The sequence below is a fragment of the Thermoactinospora rubra genome, assembly GCF_002093975.1.
GTDB lineage: Bacteria > Actinomycetota > Actinomycetes > Streptosporangiales > Streptosporangiaceae > Nonomuraea > Nonomuraea rubra_A.
Genome location: NZ_KZ084327.1, coordinates 173,026 through 198,038 on the forward strand (window position 1 = coordinate 173,026; position 25,013 = coordinate 198,038).

General features: G+C 73.6%; 23 protein-coding genes. 12 read left to right on the plus strand and 11 right to left on the minus strand.

All coding sequences use genetic code 11. From position 1 onward, the window contains the following. Positions 1-28 precede the first annotated feature (28 nt). Together BSB02_RS06740 and BSB02_RS06745 are read left to right on the plus strand one after the other, a co-directional pair. Positions 29-1,240, plus strand: a complete 1,212-nt coding sequence (locus BSB02_RS06740) for an ROK family transcriptional regulator (RefSeq protein ID WP_084957804.1) — start codon at positions 29-31, stop codon at positions 1,238-1,240. A gap of 41 nt (positions 1,241-1,281) precedes the next feature. Next, on the plus strand, positions 1,282-2,001 hold the full coding sequence (locus BSB02_RS06745; RefSeq protein ID WP_084957805.1) for a hypothetical protein: 720 nt from the start codon (positions 1,282-1,284) through the stop codon (positions 1,999-2,001). Here BSB02_RS06745 and BSB02_RS06750 read toward each other — a convergent pair. The 3 genes from BSB02_RS06750 to BSB02_RS06760 form a co-directional block, all read right to left on the minus strand. Continuing rightward, positions 1,989-2,366 carry an SSI family serine proteinase inhibitor gene (locus BSB02_RS06750; RefSeq protein ID WP_158088574.1) on the minus strand — a complete coding sequence of 126 codons (378 nt, stop codon included), beginning with the start codon at positions 2,364-2,366 and terminating at the stop codon, positions 1,989-1,991. The two genes, BSB02_RS06745 and BSB02_RS06750, sit on opposite strands and share 13 nt — an antisense overlap. Positions 2,367-2,454: 88 nt before the next feature. Continuing rightward, the gene (locus BSB02_RS06755) at positions 2,455-4,512 is read right to left on the minus strand and encodes a 3-hydroxyacyl-CoA dehydrogenase NAD-binding domain-containing protein (protein ID WP_084957807.1); all 2,058 of its coding nucleotides are present in this window, start codon (positions 4,510-4,512) and stop codon (positions 2,455-2,457) included. After that, a complete protein-coding gene (locus BSB02_RS06760) occupies positions 4,509-5,690 on the minus strand; it encodes a thiolase family protein (protein ID WP_206184554.1) in 1,182 nt (393 codons plus the stop codon). Before BSB02_RS06760 ends, BSB02_RS06755 begins: the two co-directional genes overlap by 4 nt. 251 nt (positions 5,691-5,941) lie before the next feature. Between BSB02_RS06760 and BSB02_RS06765 the strand changes: the two genes are divergently transcribed. From BSB02_RS06765 to BSB02_RS06785, 5 genes are all read left to right on the plus strand, one after another. After that, the gene (locus BSB02_RS06765) at positions 5,942-6,916 is read left to right on the plus strand and encodes a hypothetical protein (RefSeq protein ID WP_158088575.1); all 975 of its coding nucleotides are present in this window, start codon (positions 5,942-5,944) and stop codon (positions 6,914-6,916) included. A 220-nt stretch (positions 6,917-7,136) separates the two neighbouring features. Beyond that, positions 7,137-8,129: a LacI family DNA-binding transcriptional regulator gene (locus BSB02_RS06770; RefSeq protein WP_084957810.1), complete on the plus strand. Its 993-nt coding sequence runs from the start codon at positions 7,137-7,139 to the stop codon at positions 8,127-8,129. Between the two features lie 100 nt (positions 8,130-8,229). Beyond that, positions 8,230-9,015, plus strand: a complete 786-nt coding sequence (locus BSB02_RS06775) for a sugar phosphate isomerase/epimerase family protein (RefSeq protein WP_084957811.1) — start codon at positions 8,230-8,232, stop codon at positions 9,013-9,015. A gap of 6 nt (positions 9,016-9,021) precedes the next feature. Then, the gene (locus BSB02_RS06780) at positions 9,022-9,960 is read left to right on the plus strand and encodes an alkaline phosphatase family protein (RefSeq protein WP_084957812.1); all 939 of its coding nucleotides are present in this window, start codon (positions 9,022-9,024) and stop codon (positions 9,958-9,960) included. Between the two features lie 70 nt (positions 9,961-10,030). Next, positions 10,031-12,676 (plus strand): PEP/pyruvate-binding domain-containing protein, encoded by a 2,646-nt coding sequence (locus BSB02_RS06785; RefSeq protein ID WP_084957813.1) that lies wholly within the window; start codon positions 10,031-10,033, stop codon positions 12,674-12,676. On the opposite strand, the gene BSB02_RS06790 is transcribed toward BSB02_RS06785, so the two are convergent. The 6 genes from BSB02_RS06790 to BSB02_RS41045 form a co-directional block, all read right to left on the minus strand. After that, positions 12,640-13,482: a sugar phosphate isomerase/epimerase family protein gene (locus BSB02_RS06790; RefSeq protein WP_084957814.1), complete on the minus strand. Its 843-nt coding sequence runs from the start codon at positions 13,480-13,482 to the stop codon at positions 12,640-12,642. The two genes, BSB02_RS06785 and BSB02_RS06790, sit on opposite strands and share 37 nt — an antisense overlap. Further along, entirely contained in the window at positions 13,479-14,645 is a 1,167-nt protein-coding gene (locus BSB02_RS06795) for a dihydrodipicolinate synthase family protein (protein ID WP_084957815.1), read from the minus strand. The genes BSB02_RS06790 and BSB02_RS06795 overlap by 4 nt, the downstream gene beginning before the upstream one ends. Before the next feature lie 64 nt (positions 14,646-14,709). Beyond that, positions 14,710-15,849 (minus strand): Gfo/Idh/MocA family protein, encoded by a 1,140-nt coding sequence (locus tag BSB02_RS06800; RefSeq protein WP_206184542.1) that lies wholly within the window; start codon positions 15,847-15,849, stop codon positions 14,710-14,712. A gap of 85 nt (positions 15,850-15,934) precedes the next feature. Continuing rightward, the gene (locus tag BSB02_RS06805; protein WP_084957921.1) at positions 15,935-17,176 is read right to left on the minus strand and encodes an HRDC domain-containing protein; all 1,242 of its coding nucleotides are present in this window, start codon (positions 17,174-17,176) and stop codon (positions 15,935-15,937) included. Between the two features lie 12 nt (positions 17,177-17,188). Next, positions 17,189-17,767 carry a DUF3000 domain-containing protein gene (locus tag BSB02_RS06810; RefSeq protein WP_084957816.1) on the minus strand — a complete coding sequence of 193 codons (579 nt, stop codon included), beginning with the start codon at positions 17,765-17,767 and terminating at the stop codon, positions 17,189-17,191. 60 nt (positions 17,768-17,827) lie between these two features. Then, positions 17,828-18,004 carry a hypothetical protein gene (locus tag BSB02_RS41045; protein WP_169729361.1) on the minus strand — a complete coding sequence of 59 codons (177 nt, stop codon included), beginning with the start codon at positions 18,002-18,004 and terminating at the stop codon, positions 17,828-17,830. Between the two features lie 181 nt (positions 18,005-18,185). Between BSB02_RS41045 and hemE the strand changes: the two genes are divergently transcribed. Continuing rightward, positions 18,186-19,196: a uroporphyrinogen decarboxylase gene (hemE, locus tag BSB02_RS06815; protein WP_276206312.1), complete on the plus strand. Its 1,011-nt coding sequence runs from the start codon at positions 18,186-18,188 to the stop codon at positions 19,194-19,196. Between the two features lie 3 nt (positions 19,197-19,199). Here the strand turns inward: hemE and BSB02_RS06820 are convergent, their stop codons facing one another. Then, positions 19,200-20,177, minus strand: a complete 978-nt coding sequence (locus BSB02_RS06820) for a DUF4349 domain-containing protein (protein ID WP_158088576.1) — start codon at positions 20,175-20,177, stop codon at positions 19,200-19,202. A 97-nt stretch (positions 20,178-20,274) separates the two neighbouring features. On the opposite strand from BSB02_RS06820, the gene hemG reads away from it, so the two are divergent. The 3 genes from hemG to BSB02_RS06835 all read left to right on the plus strand — a co-directional run bounded on the left by hemG (position 20,275) and on the right by BSB02_RS06835 (position 23,090). Next, the gene (hemG, locus tag BSB02_RS06825; RefSeq protein ID WP_240506233.1) at positions 20,275-21,663 is read left to right on the plus strand and encodes a protoporphyrinogen oxidase; all 1,389 of its coding nucleotides are present in this window, start codon (positions 20,275-20,277) and stop codon (positions 21,661-21,663) included. A 4-nt stretch (positions 21,664-21,667) separates the two neighbouring features. After that, entirely contained in the window at positions 21,668-22,360 is a 693-nt protein-coding gene (gene hemQ / locus BSB02_RS06830) for a hydrogen peroxide-dependent heme synthase (protein ID WP_084957820.1), read from the plus strand. 91 nt (positions 22,361-22,451) lie between these two features. Beyond that, the gene (locus BSB02_RS06835; RefSeq protein WP_143590320.1) at positions 22,452-23,090 is read left to right on the plus strand and encodes a hypothetical protein; all 639 of its coding nucleotides are present in this window, start codon (positions 22,452-22,454) and stop codon (positions 23,088-23,090) included. Between the two features lie 135 nt (positions 23,091-23,225). Here the strand turns inward: BSB02_RS06835 and msrB are convergent, their stop codons facing one another. After that, positions 23,226-23,627, minus strand: coding sequence for a peptide-methionine (R)-S-oxide reductase MsrB (gene msrB / locus BSB02_RS06840; protein ID WP_084957822.1), 402 nt, complete (start codon positions 23,625-23,627; stop codon positions 23,226-23,228). A 349-nt stretch (positions 23,628-23,976) separates the two neighbouring features. Here msrB and ligD point away from each other — a divergent pair, with 349 nt between their 5' ends. After that, positions 23,977-24,990, plus strand: a complete 1,014-nt coding sequence (gene ligD, locus BSB02_RS06845) for a non-homologous end-joining DNA ligase (RefSeq protein WP_084957823.1) — start codon at positions 23,977-23,979, stop codon at positions 24,988-24,990. Positions 24,991-25,013 lie beyond the last annotated feature (23 nt).

Genomic DNA, 25,013 nt, shown 5'->3' on the forward strand with positions numbered 1-25,013 from the left:
TCTCAATCCCCACCCGAAGGACGGAACGATGCGTGCTGGTCCCTCCCAGGAGGAGATCCGCCGATACAACCTGGGCACACTCCTGCGTCACGTGCACCTCGGCGGGCCGACCTCCCGCGCGGAGCTGACCAGCCGCATGGGGCTCAATCGCAGCACCATCATGGCGCTGACCGCCGACCTGGCGGCCGCCGGGCTGGTGCGCGAGGAACTGCCCCGCGAGACCGGCCGCGCCGGGCGGCCGTCGCTCGTCGTCCGGCCGGAGTCCGCACGCATCTTCGTGCTGGCCTTCGACGTGGGCGTCGACCGCCTGGTCGCCGCCCGCGTCGGCCTCGGCGGCGTCATCCTGGACCGCCGCGAGGCCGTACGGCAGCGCGGCCCCTTCGACACGGGTGAGGTCGTCGCCACCCTCGCCGGGTTCGCCCGGCAGATGCTGCGCAAGGCCCTGCCCGACACCGTCTGCGTGGGCGCGGCGGCGGCCTTCTGCGGCGGCGTGCGCAAGGCCGACGGCATGGTGCGCTTCAGCCCCAACATGGGCGACGGCCTGCACGACGCCCCCTTCGGCGAGGAGCTGGCCAGGAAGCTGGCGCTCGGCATCCCCGTCGCCGTGGGCAACGACGCCAACCTCGCCGCGCTGGCCGAGCACACCCGCGGCGTCGGGATCGGCTGCCGCGACCTGGTCTACCTGCACGGGGACGTCGGCATCGGCGGCGGCATCATCTCCGGCGGCCAGCTGCTCGCCGGGCGCGACGGCTACTTCGGCGAGGTCGGCCACATGGTGGTCAACCCCGGCGGGCGCGTGTGCGGCTGCGGCGCACGCGGCTGCCTGGAGGCCGAGGTGGGCGAGCGCACGCTGCTGGAGGGCGCGGGCGGGGCCTTCGCCGGCAAGGTGGGCAGGGAGGCCGTCCGCGCCGTGGTCGACGCCGCCGACCGCGGCGACGTCGTCGCCCAGGACGCGCTGCAGCGGGTGGGCGAGTGGCTGGGGCTGGGCGTGGCCAACCTGGTCAACATCTTCAACCCCGAGGTGGTCGTCTTCGGCGGCATGCTCAGGGACATCTACCTGGGCGCGGCGGCCCAGGTGCGCAGCCGCGTCAACACCGTCTGCCTGCGGGCCAACCGCGAGAACCTGCGCCTGCGCACCTCCGCCCTCGGCGACGACGCCACCCTCGTCGGGGCCGCCGAGCTGGCCTTCTCCCAGGTGCTCACCGACCCGCTGGAGGTGCTGGCCCGGGTCAGCACCTGACCGCCCGGGAACCGCCCGCCCGCGCCCGGTGTAGGAAGGGCATGAGACGCCTGCTTGTCCTCCTCGCCCTCCTGACGCCCCTCGTGGCGCCGGCCGCCCCGGCCCAGGCCGGCGGCTGGGCGGTCACCTCCCTCGACCCGGTGCCCGGCAGGTTCGAGCCGGGCACCGCCTACACCCTCGGCTCCTGGCTGCTGCAGCACGGCAACCACCCCTACTGGGGCGACGAGCGGGACCTGAAGGTGGGCCTGCGCTTCACCGACGGCAAGCGCACGCTCACCTTCGACGCCGTCAAGCTGCGGGAACCCGCCCACTACGCCACCGCCGTCGCCCTGCCCAAGGGCACCTGGCGGGTGATCGCCGTCCAGGAGTGGTTCGCCCCGCACGACCTCGGCACCGTGACCGTGCCCGGCTCCTTCACGCCCGCGCCGCCGCCACAGGGCGCCAAGGAGGCCGCCGCCACGTGGCTGGCCGCCAACAACGGCAAGGACCCGTGGGGCGACATCCGGCCGCCGGCCATCCCCAAGGCCGCGCCCGGAACCGCCGCGCCTGCCGCTCCCGGGGCGACGACCGCTCCGGCCGCCGCCCCCGCCGCGGCGGTCCCGGGCGCGGCGGTTCCGGGCGCCGAGGAGGTGACGACGGCCGCCGTGGACTACGCCGCGCCGTGGTGGCTCTCGCCGTCCGCCCTGGGCCTGGTCGCGCTCGCCGGAGCGGCCGTCGCCCTGCTGGCCGTACGGCGGCGCCGCGCGCGTCAGAAGGTGTAGAGCGCCCCGCCTTCGGCGGTCATCAGGCACTCGTTGCCGAAGGTCCGCATGAAGGCCACGCGCTTGCCGTGCCAGCGGCCCCTGACCGTGACGGTGTGCTGGCGGAGCTCCTTGGTGCACACGGCGCCGCGGTGGGAGAGCCTGGCCGGGTCGCCGCCCGCCTTGCGCAGGACCCGGCAGGCCGCCCTCGCCTTCGGGTGGGTCCCGGCCGCCGGGCCGCAGATCAGCAGCGCCGATTTGGCGTGCGCGGCGCCGGTGGTCACGGTGATCATCAGGACGGCGCCGGGCTGCCTGCCGGCGAGCGCCGGAGCGGGTCCCGCGGCCAGGAGCGAGGCCGTCACGGCGGCGATTTTGAGCACGTGCATGGTTGTCCCCCGTTTCTCTGGTGTCCCATCCATATAACCGGGGGACGGGCGGACCCGCCGGAGCGACTCTCCGGCGGGTCGGCGATCGTCAGGCGGGGACGGAGGCCACGCCCGGCTCCAGGAAACGCGGCTTCGAGAAGCCCGCGCGGTCCAGGTACGGCGTGATGCCGCCCAGGTGGAACGGCCAGCCCGCGCCGAGGATCATGCACAGGTCGATGTCCTGCGGCGCGGCCACCACGCCCTCGTCGAGCATGATGCGGATCTCCTCGGCCAGCGCCTCCAGGACGCGCCGCCGTACCTGCTCGGCGGTGGAGGGCCGGTCGCCGCCCGCGAACAGGGCCACGGCCTCGGGGTCGAGCGAGAAGTCGGGCTTGTAGACCCCCGGCTTGCCCGAGGCCACCAGCTTGGCCATGTTCTCCGACACCCCGAAGCGGCCGGGGAAGGCCGCGTGGAGCGTCTCGGAGACGTGGTGGCCGACCGCCGGGCCGACCAGCTGCAGCAGCGCGAACGGGGTCATCGGCAGGCCCAGGTCGTCCAGCGCGTGCTCGGCCACCTCCAGCGGGGTGCCCTCGTCGACGGCGGCGATGACCTCGCCCATGAAGCGGGTCAGCAGCCGGTTGACCACGAACGCGGGCGCGTCCTTGACCAGCACGCTGGACTTCTTCAGCGTCTTGCCGACCGCGAAGGCGGTGGCGAGGGTGGCGTCGTCGGTCCGGTCGCCGCGAACGATCTCCAGCAGCGGCATGACGGCCACCGGGTTGAAGAAGTGGAAGCCGACCAGCCGCTCGGGGTGCCGCAGGTCGGCGCCCATCTGGCTGACCGACAGCGAGGAGGTGTTGGTAGCCAGCACGCACTCGGCGGAGACGTGCTCCTCGACCTCGGCGAAGACCTTCTTCTTGACGGCCATGTCCTCGAAGACGGCCTCGATGACGAAGTCGGCGTCGGCGAAGGCGTCCTTGGTCAGGGAGCCGGTCACCAGCGACTTCAGGCGGTTGGCCTGGTCGGCGCTCACCCGCTTCTTGGCCAGCAGCTTGTCGACCTCGGCGTGGACGTAGCCCACGCCCTTGTCCAGCCGGGCCTGGTCCAGGTCGGTCAGCACGACCGGGACCTCCAGGCGGCGGGCGAACAGCAGCGCCATCTGGGAGGCCATCAGGCCCGCGCCGACGATGCCGACCTTGGTGACCTTGCGGGCCAGCGCCTTGTCCGGCGCGCCGGCGGGCTTCTTGGCCCGGCGCTGCACCAGGTCGAAGGCGTACAGCCCGGCCCGCAGCTCCTCGCCCATGAGCAGGTCGGCCAGCGCCTCGTCCTCGGCCTCGAAGTCCACGCCGGTCCGGGCCCTGGCGATGAGGTCCAGCGCCCGGTAGGGGGCCGGGGCGGCGCCGCGCAGCTTCATGTCGGCCAGGAAGCGGGCGTCGTTGATCGCCTTGTCCCAGTCGTCGCCCGTGTGGTCCGCGCGCTCGACCGTGATCTCGCCCTTGACGACCTTCGCCGCCCAGCGCAGCGACTCCTCCAGGAAGTCGGCGGGCTCGAACATGGCGTCGGCGACGCCCAGCTCGAAGGCGTGGCGGCCCTTGATCATCCGGTTCTGCGACAGCGGGTTCTCGACGATGAGCTTGACGGCGGCGGCCGGGCCGACGAGCCGGGGGAGCAGCTGGGTGCCGCCCCAGCCGGGGACCAGGCCCAGGAAGCACTCCGGCAGCGCCACGGCCGGGACGCCGGAGGAGATCGTCCGGTAGGTGCAGTGCAGGGCGACCTCCAGGCCGCCGCCCATCGCCGCGCCGTTGACGAAGGCGAAGGAGGGCACCTTCAGCGCGCCGAGCCGGCCGAAGACGGCGTGGCCCAGCCGGCCGATCTCCAGCGCCTGCTCGCGGGTGCGGATCAGCGCCGCGCCCTTGAGGTCGGCGCCGACCGCGAAGATGAACGGCTTGCCGATGACGCCCACGGCCGCCAGGTCGGTGCGCCGCTCTATCGCGTCGAGCGCCTCGCCCAGCGCGGTCAGGCCGCGCGGGCCGAAGGTGTTGGGCTTGGTGTGGTCGAAGCCGTTGTCCAGCGTGATCAGCGCCATCGTCCCGGCGCCGCCGGGCAGCTCGACGTCCCTGACGACGGCCTTGGTGACGACCTCGTCCGCGAAAAGCTCCTCGATCATGCCCCGGCTCCCTCGAAAGCGCAGTTCTCCCAGATCACGGTGCCGCCCATGCCCATGCCGACGCACATCGTGGTGATGCCGTAGCGCACGTCGGGGCGCTCGGCGAACTGGCGGGCGAGCTGGGTCATCAGCCGCACGCCGCTGGAGGCCAGCGGGTGGCCGAAGGCGATGGCCCCGCCGTACGGGTTGACCCTGGGGTCGTCGTCGGCGATGCCGAAGTGGTCGAGGAAGGCGAGCACCTGGACGGCGAACGCCTCGTTGATCTCGAACAACCCGATGTCCGAAATTTCGAGATTCGCCAGGCGTAGCGCCTTCTCCGTGGACGGGATCGGGCCGACGCCCATCACCTCGGGGTCCACGCCCGCGAAGGCGTAGGAGACCAGGCGCATCTTGGGCTTGAGGTCCAGCTCCTCGGCCGCCTCGCGGGCCGCGACGATGCAGCCGGTGGCGCCGTCGTTGATGCCGGAGGAGTTGCCCGCGGTGACCCGGCCGTGCGGGCGGAAGGGCGTCTTCAGCGTGCTGAGCGCCTCGAGCGTGGTGCCCGGGCGGGGCGCCTCGTCCTGGACGGCCAGGCCCCAGCCCTTCTCGGCGGTCCTGACGGCCGTCTCCACCAGGTCCGGCTGGATCTTGCCGTCGGCGTAGGCCTTGGCCGCCTTCTCCTGGCTGAGCACCGCGTAGGCGTCGGCGCGCTCCTTGGTGATGTGGGGGTAGCGGTCGTGCAGGTTCTCCGCCGTCATGCCCATGACCAGGGCGCTGGGGTCGACGAGCTTCTCGGCCAGGAAGCGCGGGTTGGGGTCGACGCCCTCGCCCATCGGGTGGCGGCCCATGTGCTCCACGCCGCCCGCGATGGCCACGTCGTAGGCGCCGAACGCGATGCCGCCCGCGACCGTGGTGACCGCGGTCATCGCGCCCGCGCACATGCGGTCGATCGCGTAGCCCGGCACGCTCTTGGGCAGCCCGGCCAGCACCGCCGCGCTGCGGCCGATGGTCAGGCCCTGGTCGCCGATCTGCGTGGTGGCCGCGATGGCGACCTCGTCCACCCGCTCGGGGGGCAGGTTCGGATTGCGCCGCATCAGCTCGCGGATGACGCGGACGACCATGTCGTCGGCCCGCGTCTCCGCGTACAGGCCCTTGGGTCCCGATTTGCCGAAAGGCGTGCGCACGCCGTCGACGAACACGACGTCACGAGAGGAAGGCACTCTTACGCTCCTCGCCTGGATGGAAGCTTGGAGCCCTATGCTACTCACCAGTAACTAGCGCCGGTTCGAGGGGGCTCGTGTGTTGTGTGCCGTTCCTCGCCACCGCGGGGAATCGCCCTGGTCGGGCGATAAATCAGGAGTTCCAGCCCAGTTTGTGGGATTTCCTGACATGTGAGGGTCGGCTCTGCTAATAAAGATCGCGATTAGTTCTCACGTGGGAAAGGTTCATAGTGGAACGCGACTCAGGGCCGCACCCCGAGCGAGCCGCGCCGATGGATGCCGGGGACGTGCTGTCCCCCGAGTGGACCACCGACGCCGCCGACACCGACGAACAGCCTGCCGTCACCCTGGACGACGAGGAGTTCGACGGGTCCGCCGCGGCGGGTCTCCAGCTGCCCTCCGACCCGCCCTCCGGTCCTGCGCCCGTGGACGCGCCGCCGTCGGTGGAGCTGTCGCCGGAGGACAGGGACGCGGCGTACTGGAACGAGGACGGCAGGGAGGACGGCGAGGACGCCGCGGACGACGGCGCGCCCCAGGAGCCCAGATACCTCCCGCTCGACCAGGGCTACGACCAGCCCAGGCGCGGGTTCCTGGGCTCGGGCTGGACCGGGGAGCCCGATCCCGAGTCCGACGGCGAGCGGGAGGTGCGCCGCCGTACCCGGGTGCTGCTGGTCGCGGCGGCGGCCGTCGTGGTGGTGGGCGCGTCGGCGGGATGGCTGGTGAGCACCGCGGGACCCGGCGACCCCTGCGGCGGCGCCACCCGGTGCGCGAGCGTCGGCGACGCGGGCGTCCTGCCGCCCTCGGCCACCGCGAAGCCCGAGCCGCCCACGGCCGCGCCGACGGACCTGCCCACGGGCTCGACCACCGTCGCGCCGAGCCCGTCCGTCTCGCCGACCGTCATCCGCGCCCGCGCCACCCGCTCGCCGTCGCCGTCCCCGACGGTACGGCCGACGAGCCGGGCCACGGCGGAGGCCGAGCCCGAGAACCGGCCTACCGAACGCGACTCCCAGGTCACCGACACGGTGTCCACGACCAAGCCCTCGTCCAAGCCCTCGTCCGGCGAGCGCCCCACCACCGCCCCGACGTCCCAGCCCACTCCCACCGGGGGCTCGGACACCTCGCCGTCCACCCCGGCGCCCCAGCCACAGGATCCGCCGGAGAAGCGGTCCTGCGGCCTTCTGGGGTGGATGTTCGGCTGCCGCTGACCCGTGGGCCGCGCCCGGCCGGACTCGGCCACGCGCCGATCGGCCGGGCGCGGCCACGCGGGTACGGCCGGGCTCGGCCGTGTCGTTCCGCCGGGCTCGGCGCGTTCGCGTCGCCCGGGTGGCGTCCTGGCCGGCATCGGCGTGCCCGCCGTACTCGAGGCCGCTATGCGGTGACGGGAGAGGTCTGGCAGACTGGGAAATCGCTTTCCGGGAGGTGGGTGTGGTCACGCTCGAGGATGTCGCCAAGCTGGCGGGCGTCTCGCTGGCGACCGCCTCGCGGGTGCTCAACGGCAGCACCCGCCAGGTCGGCGCCTCCCTGCGGGCGCGCGTCGAGCAGGCCGCCGACCAGCTCGGCTACCGCACCAACCGCGCCGCCCAGACCCTGGCCAAGGGTTCGAGCAACGTCATCGGCCTCGTCGTCCACGACCTGACCGACCCCTACTTCGCCGCCCTGGCCGACGGGGTGATGCGCGCCGCCTCCGGCGAGGGCCTGCTCGTCATGGTCGGCACCACGCACCGCGACCCCGAGCAGGAGATCGCCTACGTCGCCACGCTGCACGCCCAGCGGGTGCGCGCGGTCCTCCTGGCCGGATCCCGCGTCGTCGACCCCGAGGTCACCGGCAGGCTGCGCGGCGAGCTCGACGCCTACCGGGCCACCGGCGGGCGCGTGGCCTGCATCGGCCAGGACCTCCTCGGCGTCGACACCGTCGCCCCCGCCAACCGCGAGGGCGCCGCCGCGCTGGCCCGCGAGCTGGCCGCCCTCGGCCACACCCGCTTCGCCGTCCTCGCCGGCCCCGAGCACCTGGTGACCGCCGTCGACCGGTGCGAGGGGTTCGTCTCGGCGGTCACCGAGCTGGGCCTGCCGACGCCCACGGTCGTCCACGGCCCGTTCGACCGCGACGGCGGCTACACCGCCGCCCGGGAGATCGGCGACGCGACCTGCGTGTTCGCCGTCAACGACGTGATGGCCGTCGGCGCGCTCGCCTCCTTCCGCGAGCGCGGGCTGCGCGTGCCCGAGGACGTCTCCGTGGCCGGGTTCGACGACATCAGGACCCTGCGCGACCACGTCCCGGCGCTGACGACGGTACGGCTCCCGCTGGCCGACATGGGCACGCGCGCGCTGGAGCTGGCCCTGAACGCCGAGGGAGAGCCCCAGGTGGTGCGGGTGTCCGGCGAGGTGGTCCTGCGCGAGAGCGTCAGGCCGCCGAGGTGACCGGACGGCGTGACCGGACGGCCCGCATGATCGGGCCGTTACCCTGAGACGCGCCCTCCCGACCGACCCGAAGTCCGCGAACACCGAGGAGCAGCGGCCGATGAAGCTGGCGGTGAGCACGCTCGGCATGCCGGGACAGGGCCTCGACGAGGCCGTCGCCGTGGCCCGCCGGCACGGCTGCCGGGGCCTGGAGCTCAGGCTGCACCCCGACACGGGCGTCCACGCCGGGCTGGCGGCGCGGGAGCGCGCCGAGGTGCGCGGCAAGGTCGAGGCCGCCGGGCTGGAGATCGCGGCGCTCGCCGGCTACGTCAGGATCTGCGACCCCGGCCAGGCCGACGCCGCCGTCGTCGACGCCCTGTCGGCCGACCTGCGGCTCGCCGCCGACCTGGGCGCCCCCGGCGTCAGGGTCTTCCCCGGCGGCGAGGACCCGGCCGTGGGAGCCAGGCGGCTGCGGGCGGTCGCGCCCCGGGCCGCCGGGTGGGGCGTGCGGGTCCTGGTCGAGACCCACGACAGCATGCCCACCGGCGCCGCCGTGGCCGGGCTGCTCGATCGCGCCGGCGCTCCCGAGGCCACGGGCGCGGTGTGGGACCTGCTGCACCCGTGGCGGCACGGCGAGCGCCCCGCCGAGAGCCTGGCGGCGCTCCTGCCGTACCTGGCGGTCGTGCAGATCAAGGACGCCGTCTCGGCGGCCGACACCACCCCGGTGCCGCTCGGGACCGGCGGGGTGCCGCTGGAGGAGTGCGGCGAGCTGCTGCGCGGGCGCGGCTACGACGGGTGGGTGTCGCTGGAGTGGGAGCGCACCTGGTACCCGCACGTCGCCCCCGTGACCGACGTCCTGCCCGGCGCCGCCGCCTGGGCGCGCCGCCACTCGAGGGAAGGCTCATGACCAACCATGATCAATAAGGTGCTCGTCGTCGGCATGGACGGCCTGCGGTTCGACCGCCTCCTCGCCCTGGCCCCGCCGGTGCTGAGCGCACTGATGGCGGAGGGCTCCCACGGCGTCAGCAGGCTCCCGTACGGCGAGGCCGCCGCCCCCAGGACCGAGTCGCCCGGCGAGGTGGTGGAGGAGCACCCCGAGGAGCACTCCGGGAAGCGCGCCGGGGTTCCGGCGGGCGACGGCGTCGTGCAGCCCGGCCGGGTCATCAGGGCGAGAACCGACTCCGGGCCGGGCTGGTCGTCGATCGCCACGGGGGTGTGGCCGGACAAGCACGGCGTGGTGGACAACAGCTTCACGGGAGCCAACTTCACGAAATATCCGGACTTCCTCACGCGCGTGAAGCGCGCCCGCCCCGACCTGCGCACCTACGCCATCGTCTCCTGGGCCGCGCTGGGCGAGCACGGCGCGTTCGGCCCCGAGATCGACGACCGCGTGGTGCACGACGGCTACGCCGACGGCTGGGCGGCCTGCGACAAGCGGGTGGCCGACGTGGCCGAGCGGCACCTGGCCGAGACGGACGTGGACGCGGCCTTCGTGTACTTCGGCGAGACCGACGAGGTGGCCCACGCCCTGGGCCCGATGTGCCAGGAGTACGCCGACGCGCTGCTGCTCCAGGACGCCTACCTGGGCCGCCTCCTGGAGGCCGTGCGCCGCCGCCCCTCCTACGCCGAGGAGCGGTGGACCGTGCTCGTGACCACCGACCACGGGCACGTGGACGCGGGCGGCCACGGCGGCGTGTCGGAGGAGGAGCGCACCACCTTCGTGATCCTGAGCGAGCCGGGCGAGCTCGGCTCGCCGCGCCTGGTGGACGTCGCGCCCACGGTCCTGCACCGCCTGGGCGTGGCCGCCGACCCCGCGTGGGGCCTGGACGGCGTGCCGCTCATCCCGCGGTAACCCATTTTTCATCACCTGTTGAATTAACGGTCCTCCGGGTGCACACTGGAAGCATCCGGAGGGAGGCGGCATGGACGCGACGCTCAGCCGTACATTCGACGAGATCGACGCCGCGATGCTCGGCGAGGTGGGCGGGAAGGCGGCCAACCTGGGCGAGATGACCAGGGCCGGGTTCCCCGTGCCGCCCGGCTGGTGCCTGACGACCGAGGCCTACCGGCGGGCCGCCGACGGCGCGGGGCTGGACCAGGTGATCGCCGAGCTGGCGCAGACCCGCCCGGCCGACGTGGCCGCGCTGGGCGCCTTGGCCGCGCGGGCGCGCGAGCTGCTGCTCAAGGCGCCGATCCCGCCCGAGGTCAGGGCCGAGGTGCTGGAGCGCCACACCGGCGGGCCGGTGGCCGTGCGCTCCTCGGCGACGGCCGAGGACCTGCCGTACGCCAGCTTCGCCGGGCAGCAGGAGACCTACCTCAACGTGGTCGGCGAGGAGGCGGTGCTGGAGGCGGTGCGGCGCTGCTGGGCATCGCTGTGGACCGACCGCGCCGTGGCCTACCGCGCCGCCAACGGCATCGACCACGGGTCCGTCCGCCTCGCCGTGGTCGTCCAGGAGATGGTCGACGCCGAGGTGGCCGGGGTGATGTTCACCGCCAACCCGGTCACCGGGCGGCGGCGCGAGGCGGTGATCGACGCCGGCCCCGGCCTGGGCGAGGCCGTGGTGTCCGGCGCGGTCAACCCCGACCGGTTCGTCGTCGACGTCGCCACCGGTGAAATCCTCGAACGCCGCGCGGGCGACAAGCGGCTGGCCGTACGGCCGGCGGCGGGCGGCGGCACGCGCGAGGTGACCGGCGGCACAGACGGCCTGTGCCTGACCGACGAGCAGGCCCGCGAGCTGGCCCGGCTGGGCGCGCGGGTGGAGGACCACTACGGCGCCCCGCAGGACACCGAGTGGGCGATCGACGCCGCCGGGCGCGTGTGGCTGGTGCAGGCCAGGCCCATCACCACGCTGTACCCGCTGCCCGAGCCGCGGGCGCCCGGCCTGCGCGCCTACTTCTCGGTCAACGTCGCGCAGGGCGTCTTCGCGCCGATCACCCCCATGGGGCTGTCGGCGTTCCGGCTGATCTCCGCGGGCGCGGCCGAGATGCTGGGCTTCCCGGTGGCCGACAGGCACCAGGGCGCGCCCGTGGCGGCGTTCGCCGGCCAGCGGATGTGGCTCGACATCACCCCGGCCGTCCGCAGCCGGCCCGGCCGCGCCATCCTGCCGCGGCTGCTGGCGGTCGGCGAGGCCCGCACCGTGGCGGTGGTCGAGCGGCTGACCCGGGACGAGCGGCTGTCGGTGACGCAGCCGTCGTGGCGGCCGTTCCTGCGGCGGATGGCCCGCTTCGCCTGGCGCGTCCACCTCCCGCGGCGGGTGCCGCTGGCGCTCGCCGCGCCGGACGCGGCGCTCGCGGTCGCGCGGCGGGTGGAGGAGGACCTGCGGGCACGGCTGCGCGTGCCGCCCGGCGCGACCCCGGCCCAGCGCGTCGACCACGCCGAGCGGGTGCTGTACGGCGTGCCGCCGCTGATCGCGTCGATCATGCCGATGGCGCTGGCGGGGTACGGCATGCTGGGGCTGGCCGCGCGGCTGTCCGGGACCTCGCTGGGAGAGCTGCAGGACGTGCTGCGCAGCCTGCCGAACAACCCGACCACCGAGATGGACCTGGAGCTGTGGCGGCTGTCGCGGCGGATCGAGCCGCTGGGGGAGGAGCCGGCGGAGGAGCTGGTCCGCCGGTTCCGCGCCGGGGAGCTGCCGCCCAGGGCGCAGGAAGAGATCACGAAATTTCTGGATAAATACGGGCATCGCGGGATCGCCGAGATCGACCTCGGCGTGCCCCGCTGGTCCGACGACCCGTCCCACATCCTCGGCGTCCTGGCCGCCTACCAGCGCATGGGGGAGGGCGCCGCGGCTCCGGACGAGCTGTTCGCCCGCGGCGCCCAAGACGCCGCCCGCGCCGTCGCCCGGGCGGCCGCGAAGGCCGGACCGCTCAAGGCCCCGCTGGTCCGCTTCGCGCTCCGCCGTACCAGGAAGCTCGCCGGGCTGCGGGAGGTGCCCAAGTTCGACGCCGTGCTCGTGCTGGCGGCGGTACGGCGCAGCATGCGTGTGGTCGGTGAGCACCTGGTGGAGTGCGGGGTGCTGGACTCGGCCGACGACGTCTACTTCCTGACCTTCCCGGAGGTCAGGGCCGCGCTGGACGGCGGCGACCGGCGGGAGCCGGTGGCCGAGCGGCGCGCCGCCTACGAGCTGGAGCGTCGCCGCCGCCACGTGCCCCGGGTGCTGCTGTCGGACGGCACCGAGCCGGAGGCGCTGGCCGCCGTCGCCGCCGAGGGGGCGCTCACCGGCACCCCGGCCTCGGCGGGCACCGTCACCGGGGTCGCCCGGGTCGTGCTCGACCCCGTCGACGCGCGGCTGGAGCCCGGCGAGATCCTCGTGTGCCCGTCCACCGACCCCGGCTGGACCCCGCTGTTCCTGACCGCGGGCGGGCTGGTCATGGAGATGGGCGGGTCGATGTCGCACGGGGCGGTGGTGGCGCGCGAGTACGGCATCCCGGCCGTGGTGGGCGTCCCGCACGCCACCGAGCGCATCGCCAGTGGCCAGGTCATCACCGTGGACGGCGCGACGGGCACCGTGACCGTCGCCGAAGACGAGCCTCAGCCCGAGAGCGAGGGCTCCACCAGCGCCGCGTAGCGGTCCTTCATCGTGGCCAGCACCTCGTCGGGGTCGGCGGCCCACACCTCGGCGTTGAAGATCTCCACCTCGATGTCGCCGGTGTAGCCGGCGGCCACGACGGCGCGGGTGACCGGCGCGAAGTCGATCACCCCGTCGCCCATCATGCCCCGCCCCAGCAGCACGTCGGCCGGCAGCGGGTGCAGGTAGTCGCACACCTGGTAGGACGCGATCCGCTCCCCGGCCCGCGTGATCTGCTCCAGCAGGTCGGGGTCCCACCAGACGTGGAAGGTGTCCACCACGACCCCGACCTGCTCCACCGGGTACGGCTCGGCCAGGTCCAGGGCCTGCCCGAGGGTGGACAGGACGGCCCGGTCCGCGCAGTACATCGGGTGCAGCGGCTCCAGCGCCAGCCGCACGCCGCGCTCGCCCGCGTAGGGCGCCAGGACGGCCAGCGCCTCGGAGACCCGCTCGCGAGCCGCCGCCAGGTCGCGCGAGAAGCCGGGGGAGAGCGGCTCGCCCGGGACCACCCCCGGCAGCCCGCCGACGACCATGACCAGGCAGGCGGCTTCCAGCTCGGCCGCCTCGTCGATGGCGCGCCGGTTGTCCTCCAGCGCGCCGGGGGAGGTCAGGAAGCCGCCCCGGCACAGCGAGGAGACCCGCAGCCCGGCCTCGCGCACCAGCTTGACGGTCTGCGCCAGGCCCTGCTCGGCGACGTTCTGCCGCCACAGCCCGATCGACTCCAGGCCGTGCCGCGCGCAGCCGTCCACGGCCTCGGCCACCGACCACCGCCTGGTGGTCCACTGGTTAAGCGACAGGCGGTTCATCGGCCGTACACCGCCAGCAGCGCCTTCATCCGGCGCACCGCCAGCTCCTGGTCGGCCAGCAGCCCGGCCTGGTCGGCCAGCTTGAACACCTCGCACAGGTGCGGCAGCGAGCGGGCCGACTGGGCGCCGCCCACCATGGCGAAGGCGTCCTGGTGGCCGTTGAGCCAGGCCAGGAAGACGATGCCGGTCTTGTAGTGGTACGTCGGCGTCTCGAAGATCTTGCGGGACAGCGGGACCGTCGGCGCGAGGATCTCGTCGTAGTGGGCCAGCAGCCGGTCGCGGCCCTCGTCGGTGCAGGAGGCCTCCGCCGCGTCGAGCACCTGCAGCGCCGCCGCCGCGGCCGGGGCGATGGCGTCGAAGATGCCCAGCAGCGCGTGCGAGCCCGACTTGATGAGCGAGGGGTAGTTGAAGTCGTCGCCGGTGTAGAGCCTGACGCCGTCCGGCAGGGCGGCGCGCAGCCGTACCTCGTGCTCCTCGTCCAGCAGCGAGACCTTGACGCCGTCGATCCTCGAGGCGTTGGCGTGGACGAGTTCCAGGAACGACTCGGTCGCCTCGCCGATGTGGGGCGAGCCCCAGTAGCCGGCCAGGTTCGGGTCGAACATCTCGCCCAGCCAGTGGAGGATCACCGGCCGCTCGGTCAGGCCGAGCAGCTTGCCGTACACCCGGTGGTAGTCGCGCGGGCCCCGGGCGACGCGGGCGAGCCGGCGCGAGGCCATGATGATCACACCGGCCCCGGCCCGCTGGACCGTGTCGATCTGCTCGGCGTAGGCGGCGGTGACGGCGTCGAGGTCGGCGGCCTGCGGCGCGTGGTCGGTGCCCGCGCCGCAGGCCACGAGCGTCGCCGGGTCGCCGAACTCGCGCGCCGCCTCCGCGCTGCGGCGGATCAGCTCGCGCGTGGCGGGCCAGTCCAGGCCCATGTTGCGCTGCGCGGTGTCCATGGCGTCGGCCACGCGCAGGCCGTGCGACCACAGGTGGCGGCGGAAGCGGATCGTCGCGTCCCAGTCGACGGCGGCGGGCGAGCCGGGAGTGTTGTCGCCGAGCGGGTCGGCGACGACGTGGGCCGCCGCGTAGACCACGCGGCTGTCGGCGGGCTTGCCGGGCCTGGGCCAGGAGACGGGCTCCCGCAGCGTGTACGGCCCGCCGGGCAGGTCGATCGTCGTCACCGTGCCTCCTTGCCGATCACTGGGCCGATCGCCGGATGGATGTCCTCGTTTCGCCGCGGATCCATCACAGCGGGGTCACCTCGATCCGGCGGCCCTCGGCCGAGGAGCGCAGGCCCAGCTCGGCCAGCTGCACGCCGCGCGCGCCGGCGGCGAAGTCGTACGGGAACGGCGCGTCCTCCAGCACGTGGCGCAGGAACAGCTCCCACTGGATCTTGAAGCCGTTCTCGAACTCGCCGTTGTCGGGCACCTCCTGCCAGTCGTCGCGGAAGCGGTGCGTGACGGGCAGGTCGGGGTTCCACACCGGCTTGGGCGTGCCCGCCCGGTGCTGGAAGCGGCAGTTGCGCAGCCCGGCGACGGCGCTGCCGTGCGTGCCGTCGACCTGGAACTCCACCAGCTCATCCCGGTTGACCCGGACCGCCCAGGAGGAGTTGATCTGGGCGATGACGCCGCCTTCGAGCTCGAAGACGCCGTAGGCGGCGTCGTCCGCGGTGGCCTCGTACGGCTCGCCGCGCTCGTCCACGCGGGTCGGGATGTGCGTGACGGCCTTGGCGTAGACCGACTGGACGCGGCCGAACAGGTTCTCCAGCACGTAGTGCCAGTGGGGGAACATGTCCAGCACGATGCCGCCGCCGTCTTCGGCGCGGTAGTTCCACGACGGGCGCTGCGCGGCCTGCCAGTCGCCCTCGAAGACCCAGTAGCCGAACTCGCCGCGCACCGACAGGACGCGGCCGAAGAAGCCGCCGTCGATGAGCCGCTTGAGCTTCAGCAGGCCCGGCAGGAACAGCTTGTCCTGGACCACGCCGTTCTTGACGCCCTTGTCCGCCGCGGCCCTGGCGAGGGCGACGGCCTCCTCGACGCTCTCGGCGGTGGGTTTTTCCGTGTAGACGTGCTTGCCGGCCTCTATGGCCTTGAGCACCGACTTCACGCGGGCCTGGGTGACCTGGGCGTCGAAGTAGATCTCCGCCCGGTCCAAGGCGGCGTCAAGGTCGGTGGTGTAGTCGCTCAGGCCGTGCCTGGCGGCCAGGTCGGCCAGCTTGGTCTCGCTGCGGCCGACGAGGATCGGGTTCAGCGTGACCCGTGTGCCGTCCGAGAGCGTCACCCCGCCCTGCTCGTTGATGGCCAGGACGGAACGGACCAGGTGCTGCCGGTACCCCATGCGGCCGGTCACACCGTTCATGACCACGCCTATGGTGCGCACGCTCATGTAAGACTCCCTCGGAAAGCGCTTTCCCACTACGCTAAGGCCACCCCCCTCACCAGGTCAACCCTGTGGCGAGCGCGCAGGCGGCTCAGGGCACCGGCCTGCCGACCTCGCCCTTGGTCTCCAGCCGCATCATCGCCTTGGCCAGCGGGTGGGCCGTCAGCCGGATCTGCCACTCCCGCGCGCCCAGCTCGCGCAGCCGGGCCGCGACGGTCTCGTCCGTGACGTCCGCGGGCGGCTGCCAGGTCAGCCGGCGGACCGCGTCGGGCTGCAGCAGGTTCTCCGTCGGCATGCGGTGCTCGTCGGCCAGCGCCGCCACCACGGCGCGGGCGGCCGCCAGCCGCCTGGCCGCCGCCGGGTCGCGGTCGGCCCACCGGTTGGCCGGCGGCGGCCCGTCGCCCGGCACGCTCGGCGCGGGCAGCTCCGAGTCGGGCAGCGACCGGGCCCTGGTGACGGCCGCCAGCCACTCGCCGATGTGCCGCCGGGCCGTACGCGCCGTGAAGGCCGTGATCTCGGTGAGCGCCTTCCTGGTGCGGGGCGCCTCCAGCGCGGCGGCGATGATCGCGCCGTCGGGCAGCACGCGGCCCGGCGCGAGGTCCCCCTCCCGCGCGATCCGGTCCCGCATGGTCCACAGCTCGCGCACCACGGCCAGCGCCCGGGGGCTGCGCACCTTGTGGATGCCCGACGTGCGCCGCCACGGGTCGTTGCGCGGCTCGGGCGGCGGCGCGTGGAGCACCGCGTCGAACTCCTCCAGCGCCCACTCCAGCTTGCCGCTCGCCTCCAGCTCGGCGTGGAGCGCATCACGCAGCTCGACCAGCACCTCCACGTCCAGGGCGGCGTAGCGCAGCCAGTCTTCGGGCAGCGGGCGCGTCGACCAGTCGACGGCCGAATGGCCCTTCTCCAGCCGCAGCCCCAGCACGGTCTCCACCATCGTGCCGAGCCCCACCCGCTCGTAGCCGAGCAGCCGCCCGGCCAGCTCGGTGTCGAAGATCCGGCGCGGGCGGAAGCCGAGTTCGGCCAGGCACGGCAGGTCCTGGGAGGCGGCGTGGAGCACGATCTCCGCGTCGGCCAGCGCCGCGTCCAGCGCCGACAGGTCGGGGCAGGCGATCGGGTCGATGAGCGCGGTGCCGGAGCCCTCGCGGCGTAGCTGGACCAGGTAGGCCCGGCCGCCGTAGCGGTAGCCCGAGGCCCGTTCGGCGTCGACGGCGACGGGTCCGGCGCCCGCGGCGAAGGCGGCGACCGTGGCGCGCAGCCCGTCGGCGTCCGCGACCACCGGCGGGATGCCCTCGCGCGGCTCCAGCAGCGGGACGACGTCTTGTTCCTCGGTCACCACGCAAGCCTACTAACGATCTTCGCTCCTGCGCGGCAGGGCCGCCACGTCGGGGGGCAGCGGGGGGATGCCCGCCGCCAGGCACATCAGGTCGCACCAGGCGGCGACGTGCCCGGACAGGTCCTCCTCCAGCGGGGACCAGGACGCGCGCAGCTCCAGCTCGGTCGAGACCGGATCGCCGGCCTTGTTGCCGAACCCCTCCGACACCGCCCGGGTGACCGTGCCGCCCGCGGCCGTGTAGGCGGCCGTGCGGGCCTCCAGCGCCTCGGTCAGCCAGCTCCACGCCACGGGACCCAGCAGCGGGTCGGAGGTGATCTCCGGCTCCATGTCGGCCCTGACGTAGGCGACCAGGCGGAAGGGGCCCTCCCAGCCGCGCTGCCCGTCGGGGTCGTACAGCAGGATCAGCCGGCCGACGGCCAGCTCCTCGTCCCCGCGGTAGACCGACGCGCCGATCGCCGCCGAGTAGGGCGCCAGCCGCTGGGGCGCGGGCAGGTCCTCCAGCTCGATCTCCGGCCTGACCTCCGGCGGGCGCAGGCTCTCGGCCGCGCGCAGGAACTCTGGCGGGACCGGTGGCGCTTCACCGAAGGTCATAGCCGAAGCGTAGGTCGAAGCGGGGCGGAAGGGGACCACAGGGGTGCTCATGCAGACCGGTCAAGCCGCGGCCCTGGCCCGGCGGGCGCCGCTGACGGACAGGGGCTCCCCGGCGAGGATCGCGTGGCCGCAGTCGGCGCAGGCCCACTCCGGGCACCCGCCCGGCTCGTGTCCGTCGAGGCACGGCGGCTGCTCGAACAGCCGCTCCTCCGCACAGCTGGCGCAGAACACGTCCATCGAAACGTTGCCCTTCCTCGTGGTCGTGCGTCCGACGTTGGCACGCCGCGCCGACAATTCCGCGCAACGCGATCGGCGTGTCCCGAAAGTGGTGCTCGAATAGATGCCGCACGGTGATCTGGCGAAGACTTGACCCGGCCTTGACGGCGGGACCGCTCACGTGACATGGCACCCTTGTGGGGTGACCTCAGCGTTCCTCGCCGCCTGCCGCCGCCAACCCGTCCCGCACACCCCCGTGTGGTATATGCGCCAGGCCGGGCGCTCCCTGCCCGAGTACCTGAAGGCGCGCGAGGGCGTGCCGATGCTGCAGGCGTGCGCCACGCCGGAGCTGGTCGTGGAGATCACGATGCAGCCGGTGCGGCGCTACGGCGTGGACGCGGCGATCTTCTTCAGCGACATCGTGGTGCCGCTGAAGGCCATCGGCGTCGACCTCGACATCAAGCCGGGCGTGGGCCCGGTGGTGGCCGACCCGATCCGCGACGCGCGGGGGCTGGAGGCGCTGCGCCCGCTGGAGCCCGGCGACGTGCCGTATGTCACGGAGGCGGTGCGGGCCCTGGTCGGCGAGCTGAAGGGCACCCCGCTGATCGGCTTCGCCGGCGCGCCGTTCACGCTGGCCTCCTACCTCATCGAGGGCGGCCCGTCCAAGAACCACGACCACACCAAGGCGATGATGTACGGCGAGCCGGCCCTGTGGCACGCGCTGATGGACCGCCTGGCCGGCATCGTGGCCGAGCACCTGCGCATCCAGGTCGACGCGGGCGCGCAGGCGGTGCAGCTGTTCGACTCGTGGGTCGGGGCGGTGGCGCCCGACGACTACCGCGAGTACGTCATGCCGTACACCAGGCGGATCTTCGACGCGGTGCCGGAGGTGCCGCGCATCCACTTCGGCGTGGGCACCGGCGAGCTGCTGGGGCTGCTGGGCGAGGCCGGAGCCGACGTGGTGGGCGTCGACTGGCGGGTGCCGCTGGACGAGGCGGCCCGCCGGGTGGGGCCGGGCAAGGCGCTGCAGGGCAACCTCGACCCGGCCGTGCTGCTGGCGCCGTGGGAGGCCGTCGAACGCAAGGCCCGCGACGTCCACGCCCGGGGCAAGGCGGCCGAGGGCCACATCTTCAACCTGGGACACGGCGTGCTGCCCTCGACCGACCCCGACCAGCTCAAGCGGCTGACCGAGCTGGTCCACCAACTGCGCTAGCCGTCAGGGGGCGACGGGCTCCTTCTCCTTGGCCGGCGGGCCGCCGGGGTCTTCGGGAAGCGGCTCGGGAACGGGCGGCCCGCCGCGGCCCGGGCGGCGACGGCCGCGCCGCACCAGAAGGACCCCCAGCAGCAGCGGCGGGACGATCACCACCAGCCAGGGCAGCAGCACGCCGAGGACGGTCAGCACGATCTTCACGAAGGTCACCAGCGCCGCCCAGCCCTCCTTGAGGCCGCCGAGGAAGCCTGCGGGCTCCTCCTCCGGCTCCGGAGACGGCGTCGTGACGGGGCCGACCAGCTCCAGCGTCACCGTCGCCATGCTGACCTGCCTGGCCAGCTCCTTCTGCTGGGCCTGCAGCGACTCCAGCTCGGCCTCCCGGTTGCGGATCTCCCGCTCCACCTGCAGGACCTGCCCGATCGTCTTGGCCTCCTTGAGCAGGGTGCGCAGGGAGGCCAGCGCCTCCTCGGCCGACTTCAGGCGGCTGTCCACGTCGGCCACCTGGAGGGTGACGTCCTGGGTGCCCTGGTTGAGCGACAGGCGCGTGCCCAGCTCCTTGCCGAAGGCGTCCAGGACGCCGGGGTAGCGCTCGGGCGGGACCTTGAACTCCAGCATCGCCCTGGCCTGGCTCTGGTCGGCCGTGCTGGAGTCCTCCTTGGCCAGGTAGCCGCCGGCGGCGTTGACGATCTGCTTGGCGCGTTCGGCTGCCTGGGCGACGTCTTTGGCGCGGACCGTCATCCGCGACTCGTAGATGATCTTCCGTTCCTCCTGGACGACCTTGACGCCCGACGTGACCGTCTCGTTCCGCGGCGAGCCGGCCGCCTTCTGCCGCTGCGCCTGGCCCGCGTCGGCCTCCGCGCGGTAGGACCCGCTCTGCGCCTCGGGAGCCGACGTGCTGGTAAAGGAGCCGCCGCCCGCGCATCCCGACAGCATCAGCGCCGCGCATGCCCCCGCGACCGCCATGCCGTACCGTAATCTGCTCATACCTGGGAGACGTCCGCGGCGCGGCATTCGCCGTCACGAAAGCGTCACGGGTACACGGCGGAAAGGCCGCCTCACCGAGACGGTACGGTCAGATGTCGTGAGCTCACATGTGGTCATCGTGGGAGGCGGCATCTCGGGGCTGGCCGCGGCCTGGCACCTGAGCCGCCGCGAGGGGGTCCGGATCACGGTGCTGGAGGCGTCCCCGCGCCTGGGCGGCAAGCTCCACAGCACGGAAGTGGCCGGCGTCGAGGTCGACGCGGGAGCCGAGGCGATGCTGGCCCGGCGGCCCGAGGGCAAGGAGCTGGCCAGGCTGGCCGGGCTGGGCGACGACCTGGTGGCGCCGGGCACCACGCAGGCCTCGGTCTACACCCGCGGCGCGCTCCGGCCGCTGCCCAAGGGCCAGGTCATGGGCGTGCCGTCCGACCTGGCGGAGCTGGCCAGGTCGGGCGTGATCTCACCGGCCGGGCTGCTGCGCGTCCCGCTGGACCAGATCCTGCCGCCCACGCTGGTGCGCACCGACGTCTCCGTGGCCGCCTACGTGCGCGCCAGGCTCGGCGGCGAGGTGCTCGACCGGCTGGTCGAGCCGCTGCTCGGCGGCGTCTACGCGGGCCGCGCCGACATGCTCTCGCTGGATGCCACGATGCCCCGCATCGCCACCCTGGCCCGCACCGAGCGCTCCCTCATCAGCGCCGCCCGGCAGATCGCCCAGGAGGCCCCCAAGGACGCGGGCCCCGTCTTCACCACGCTGCGCCGTGGCATGGGCAGCCTGCCCGCCGCCGTCGCGAAGGCCTCCGGCGCGGACGTCAGGACCGGCGTGACCGTGCGGGAGCTGCGCCGTACTCCCGGCGGCTGGCGGCTGGTGGCCGGGCCGGTGCCGAGCCCCGAGGTGATCGAGGCCGACGCGGTGATCGTGGCCGTCCCCGCCGCGCCGGCGAGCAGGCTCCTGCGCGAGGAGGTCCCCAAGGCCGCCGCCGAGCTGGCCAGGATCGAGTACGCCGGCATGGCCATCGTCACCCTCGCCTACCGGCGCGGCGCCTTCCCGCAGCCGCCCGCCGGCAGCGGCTACCTGGTGCCGCCCGTGGAGGGCCGCCCGGTCAAGGCGGTCACCTTCAGCTCCGTCAAGTGGCCGCACCTGGGCGAGGACCTGGTGATCCTGCGCTGCTCCGTCGGCCGCCTGGGCGAGGAGCACCTGCTCCAGCGCGAGGACGCCGAGCTGGTGGCGCTGGGGATGGCCGAGATGAGCGAGGTCATGGGCGTGCGGGAGCTGCCGGTCGACAGCCGCGTCACGCGCTGGGGCGGGGCGCTGCCGCAGTACGCCGTGGGCCACCTGGACCGCGTGGCCCGCATCCGCGCGGCGGTGGCCGGACAGCCCGGCCTGGCCCTGTGCGGGGCGGCCTTCGACGGGATCGGCATTCCCGCCTGCATCGCCACGGCCCGTACGGCCGCCGCCCGGATTCTGGACCACCTGTCCCAGCGGGGAGAATGAGAACATGACTGAACGGCCGAAGGCTCGCGATCTGAACCAGGTGATCCGCTACACCATGTGGTCGGTGTTCCGCGTCACCGAGCCGTGCCCGGGCAACCGCGAGGGCATGGCCGACGAGGTGACCGCGCTGCTGGAGCAGGCGGAGCAGAAGGGCGTGGTCACCCGCGGCCTGTACGACGTGGCCGGCTTCCGCGCCGACGCGGACTACATGTTCTGGTGGCACGCGCCCACGCCCGAGGACCTGCAAGACGTCTACTCGCGCTTCCGCCGCACCGGCCTGGGCCGCCACAGCGCCCCGGTCTGGTCGGCGATGGCGCTGCACCGGCCCGCGGAGTTCAACAAGTCGCACATCCCGGCTTTCCTGGCGGAGGAGGAGCCGCGCGGCTACGTGTGCGTCTACCCGTTCGTGCGGTCGCTGGAGTGGTACCTGCTCGACGACGCCGAGCGGCGGGCCATGCTGGCCGAGCACGGCATGATGGCGCGGGAGTACCCCGACGTGCGGTCCAACACCGTGGCGTGCTTCGCGCTCAACGACTTCGAGTGGATGCTCGCCTTCGAGGCCGACGAGCTGCACCGTATCGTCGACCTGATGCGGCACCTGCGCGGCGCCCAGGCCCGGCGGCACACCAGGCTGGAGGTGCCCTTCTACACCGGCGTGCGCAAGCCGGTCCAGGAGCTGCTCGCCGCGCTGCCGTAGCGACCCGTTTCGCCGTACGGCGGGCCGGAACCCCCGGCGTTTGTCACAATCGGGGAATCCTTGGTTGCGGGCTGGGGTGCGGTGAGGCGGCGTGGCACGTTCCATGCGGGGTTCCGGGCGGGGGCGCCATCGCGGCAGGCCCCGCGGGGCGCGGGCGGTCGAGGCGGCGGTGGGGCTGGCCGTGCTGGCGGGGGCCGGGGCCGTGGTCGTGGCGAGCGTCGTGGCGAGCACGGCGCAGCGGCCGGAGCCGCGGGCGGCCCTCCACGCGCCCGTCCAAGCGGACATCCACGGGGCCGCCCCGCCCGCCCGGCCGTCGCGGCAGGCCGGGCAGGAGCCCGCGGAGAAGCCCGCGGCCGCCGCCGCGCAGGCCGAGCCGGCCCCCTCGCCCGAGGCGGTCGTGGAGCGGACCTCCCGGCACACCGACAGGCAGGCGGCGGAGTACTTCGCCAGGCGCTGGGGCAGCGGCGACAAGGCCGTCAGCCGCATCAAGGATGTCCGCACCGTCGGCGGCTACCTGCGGATATATACCGATCTGCCGGAGTCGGCGGGCAACTCCAGGCCCGCCCTCACGCTGTGCGAACGCGGCCTGGAGTACCTCCGCGAGCAGGGGGTCGAGGAGCCCGTCGTCTTCGTCCAGGCCGAGTTCGGCGAGAACGGCAACCCGGTGCTGGCCAACATCCTCGGCCCGGGCGACACCTCCTGCCGGGTGACGCACCCCGACCCTGAATGAGCCGCTCAGCGGATCCGCACGCGGGTCTTGCCGCAGAGCTCGCATCGCTGGGTCATGACCCGACCGATCTCCTCGATCGTCACCCAGCGATGGCGCAGGTGGCGCAGGCGGCGCACACCTGGCATGTACCCACCGTCACTCTTCGGGCACAAGCCGCAGCGATACCGAGTTGATGCAGTAACGGTCATCTGTCGGGGTCGGATAGCCCTCGCCGTGGAAGACGTGCCCGAGGTGGGAGTCGCACCGGGCGCACCGCACCTCGGTGCGGACCATGCCGTGGCTGCGGTCCTCCAGGAGCCTGACCGCGTCCGACTTGGACGGCTCGAAGAAGCTGGGCCAGCCGCAGTGCGACTCGAACTTCGTCTCCGACCTGAACAGCTCGGCCCCGCAGGCGCGGCAGGTGTAGACGCCCACGGTCTTGGTGTCGACGTACTCGCCGGTGAACGGGCGCTCGGTGCCCGCCTCCCGCAGCACGTGGTACTCCTCGGGCGTCAGCTGCGCCCGCCACTCGGCGTCGGTCTTGACCACCTTGTCCATGCCCTCCACCCTACGGTCCGCGAGGAGGGTCCTCGGCGGCGAGGAGCCCCGAGGAGTCCGCAAAAAGAGATCTCCACGCGACAAGCATCCATTCTGCGGGAATTCGGCGTCTTTATCGGCATGGGGGGTGTCTTCGCCTTCCCACCGAAGGGGTGATACCACCCGCGGGTCCGCCGAGCGGCACAGCCCTGCCCGTGCTGGAGCCGACGGCGGCCGGGGAGCCCGGTAGGGCGATGCGCCAGCGCCCGGCCGGTGAGCGGCGGGTGGTCGCGGGTCCGCCCGTCGAGCCCCGGTCCCGCCACTGTGCGGCTCCGGGCGGACCCGCCCCTGAGCGGGTAGGTTCGGGGGCATGGCGTCGCCGTACATCGAGCTGCAAGTCGGGGAACGGACCATCAAGGTCACCAATCCGGACAAGGTGTACTTCCCGGAGGTCGGGGTCACCAAGCGGGAGCTGGTCGAGTACTACGTCAGCGTGGGTGACGGCGTGCTGCGCGCGCTGAGGGACCGGCCCACCAACCTCAAGCGCCACCCCGACGGCATCCACACCGAGGCCATCTACCAGAAGCGGATGCCGCCCAAGCACCCCGACTGGCTCCAGACCGTCACGGTCCGCTTCCCCAGCGGCCGCACGGCCGACTCGCTGCGCGTCACCGAGGTCGCCGCCGTCGCCTGGTGCGCCAACCTCGGCACCGTCGACTTCCACCCCTGGCAGGTCCGCGCCTCCGACGTCGAGCACCCCGACGAGCTGCGCATCGACATCGACCCGCAGCCGGGCATGGGCTTCGACGCCGCCCGCCGTACCGCCTTCCTGGCCCGGGAGGTCCTCGCCGAGCTGGGGATGGCGGGCTTCGTGAAGACCTCGGGCAACCGGGGCGTTCACATCGCGGTCCGCATCGAGCCGCGCTGGGACTTCATCCAGGTACGGCACGCCGGCATCGCCCTGGCCCGCGCGATCGAGGACAGGGCGCCCACGCTCGTCACCACCGCGTGGTGGAAGGAGGAGCGCGGGGACCGGGTGTTCATCGACTACAACCAGAACGCGCGCGACCGCACGGTGGTGGCCGCCTACTCGGTGCGTGCCCGGCCCCGCGCGACCGTCTCCACGCCGCTCACCTGGGAGGAGCTGGCCGACGCCGAGCCGCAGGACTTCGACGTCCGCTCGGTGCCGCGCCGCTTCGCCGAGCTGGGCGACGTCCACCGGGCCATCGACGATGCGGCCCACTCGATCGAGACGCTGCTGGAGTGGTACGCCAAGGACGACCGGGGCGACCTGCCGTACCCGCCGAACTATCCGAAGATGCCCGGCGAGCCCAAGCGCGTGCAGCCGAGCAAGGACACGAGCCTGAAGGGCAAGCAGGGCTGACGCCGAGGCTCTTGTTTCACTTT

Excerpts from the sequence above, each read along its gene's own strand:
- BSB02_RS06740 (WP_084957804.1), top strand. The coding sequence starts at position 29 with ATGCGTGCTGGTCCCTCCCAGGAGGAGATCCGCCGATACAACCTGGGC.
- BSB02_RS06745 (WP_084957805.1), top strand. The coding sequence starts at position 1,282 with ATGAGACGCCTGCTTGTCCTCCTCGCCCTCCTGACGCCCCTCGTGGCG.
- BSB02_RS06750 (WP_158088574.1), bottom strand. The coding sequence starts at position 2,366 with ATGCACGTGCTCAAAATCGCCGCCGTGACGGCCTCGCTCCTGGCCGCG.
- BSB02_RS06755 (WP_084957807.1), bottom strand. The coding sequence starts at position 4,512 with ATGATCGAGGAGCTTTTCGCGGACGAGGTCGTCACCAAGGCCGTCGTC.
- BSB02_RS06775 (WP_084957811.1), top strand. The coding sequence starts at position 8,230 with ATGAAGCTGGCGGTGAGCACGCTCGGCATGCCGGGACAGGGCCTCGAC.
- BSB02_RS06780 (WP_084957812.1), top strand. The coding sequence starts at position 9,022 with ATGATCAATAAGGTGCTCGTCGTCGGCATGGACGGCCTGCGGTTCGAC.
- BSB02_RS06785 (WP_084957813.1), top strand. The coding sequence starts at position 10,031 with ATGGACGCGACGCTCAGCCGTACATTCGACGAGATCGACGCCGCGATG.
- BSB02_RS06790 (WP_084957814.1), bottom strand. The coding sequence starts at position 13,482 with ATGAACCGCCTGTCGCTTAACCAGTGGACCACCAGGCGGTGGTCGGTG.
- BSB02_RS06800 (WP_206184542.1), bottom strand. The coding sequence starts at position 15,849 with ATGAGCGTGCGCACCATAGGCGTGGTCATGAACGGTGTGACCGGCCGC.
- BSB02_RS06810 (WP_084957816.1), bottom strand. The coding sequence starts at position 17,767 with ATGACCTTCGGTGAAGCGCCACCGGTCCCGCCAGAGTTCCTGCGCGCG.
- BSB02_RS41045 (WP_169729361.1), bottom strand. The coding sequence starts at position 18,004 with ATGGACGTGTTCTGCGCCAGCTGTGCGGAGGAGCGGCTGTTCGAGCAG.
- BSB02_RS06820 (WP_158088576.1), bottom strand. The coding sequence starts at position 20,177 with ATGAGCAGATTACGGTACGGCATGGCGGTCGCGGGGGCATGCGCGGCG.
- hemQ (WP_084957820.1), top strand. The coding sequence starts at position 21,668 with ATGACTGAACGGCCGAAGGCTCGCGATCTGAACCAGGTGATCCGCTAC.
- msrB (WP_084957822.1), bottom strand. The coding sequence starts at position 23,627 with ATGGACAAGGTGGTCAAGACCGACGCCGAGTGGCGGGCGCAGCTGACG.
- ligD (WP_084957823.1), top strand. The coding sequence starts at position 23,977 with ATGGCGTCGCCGTACATCGAGCTGCAAGTCGGGGAACGGACCATCAAG.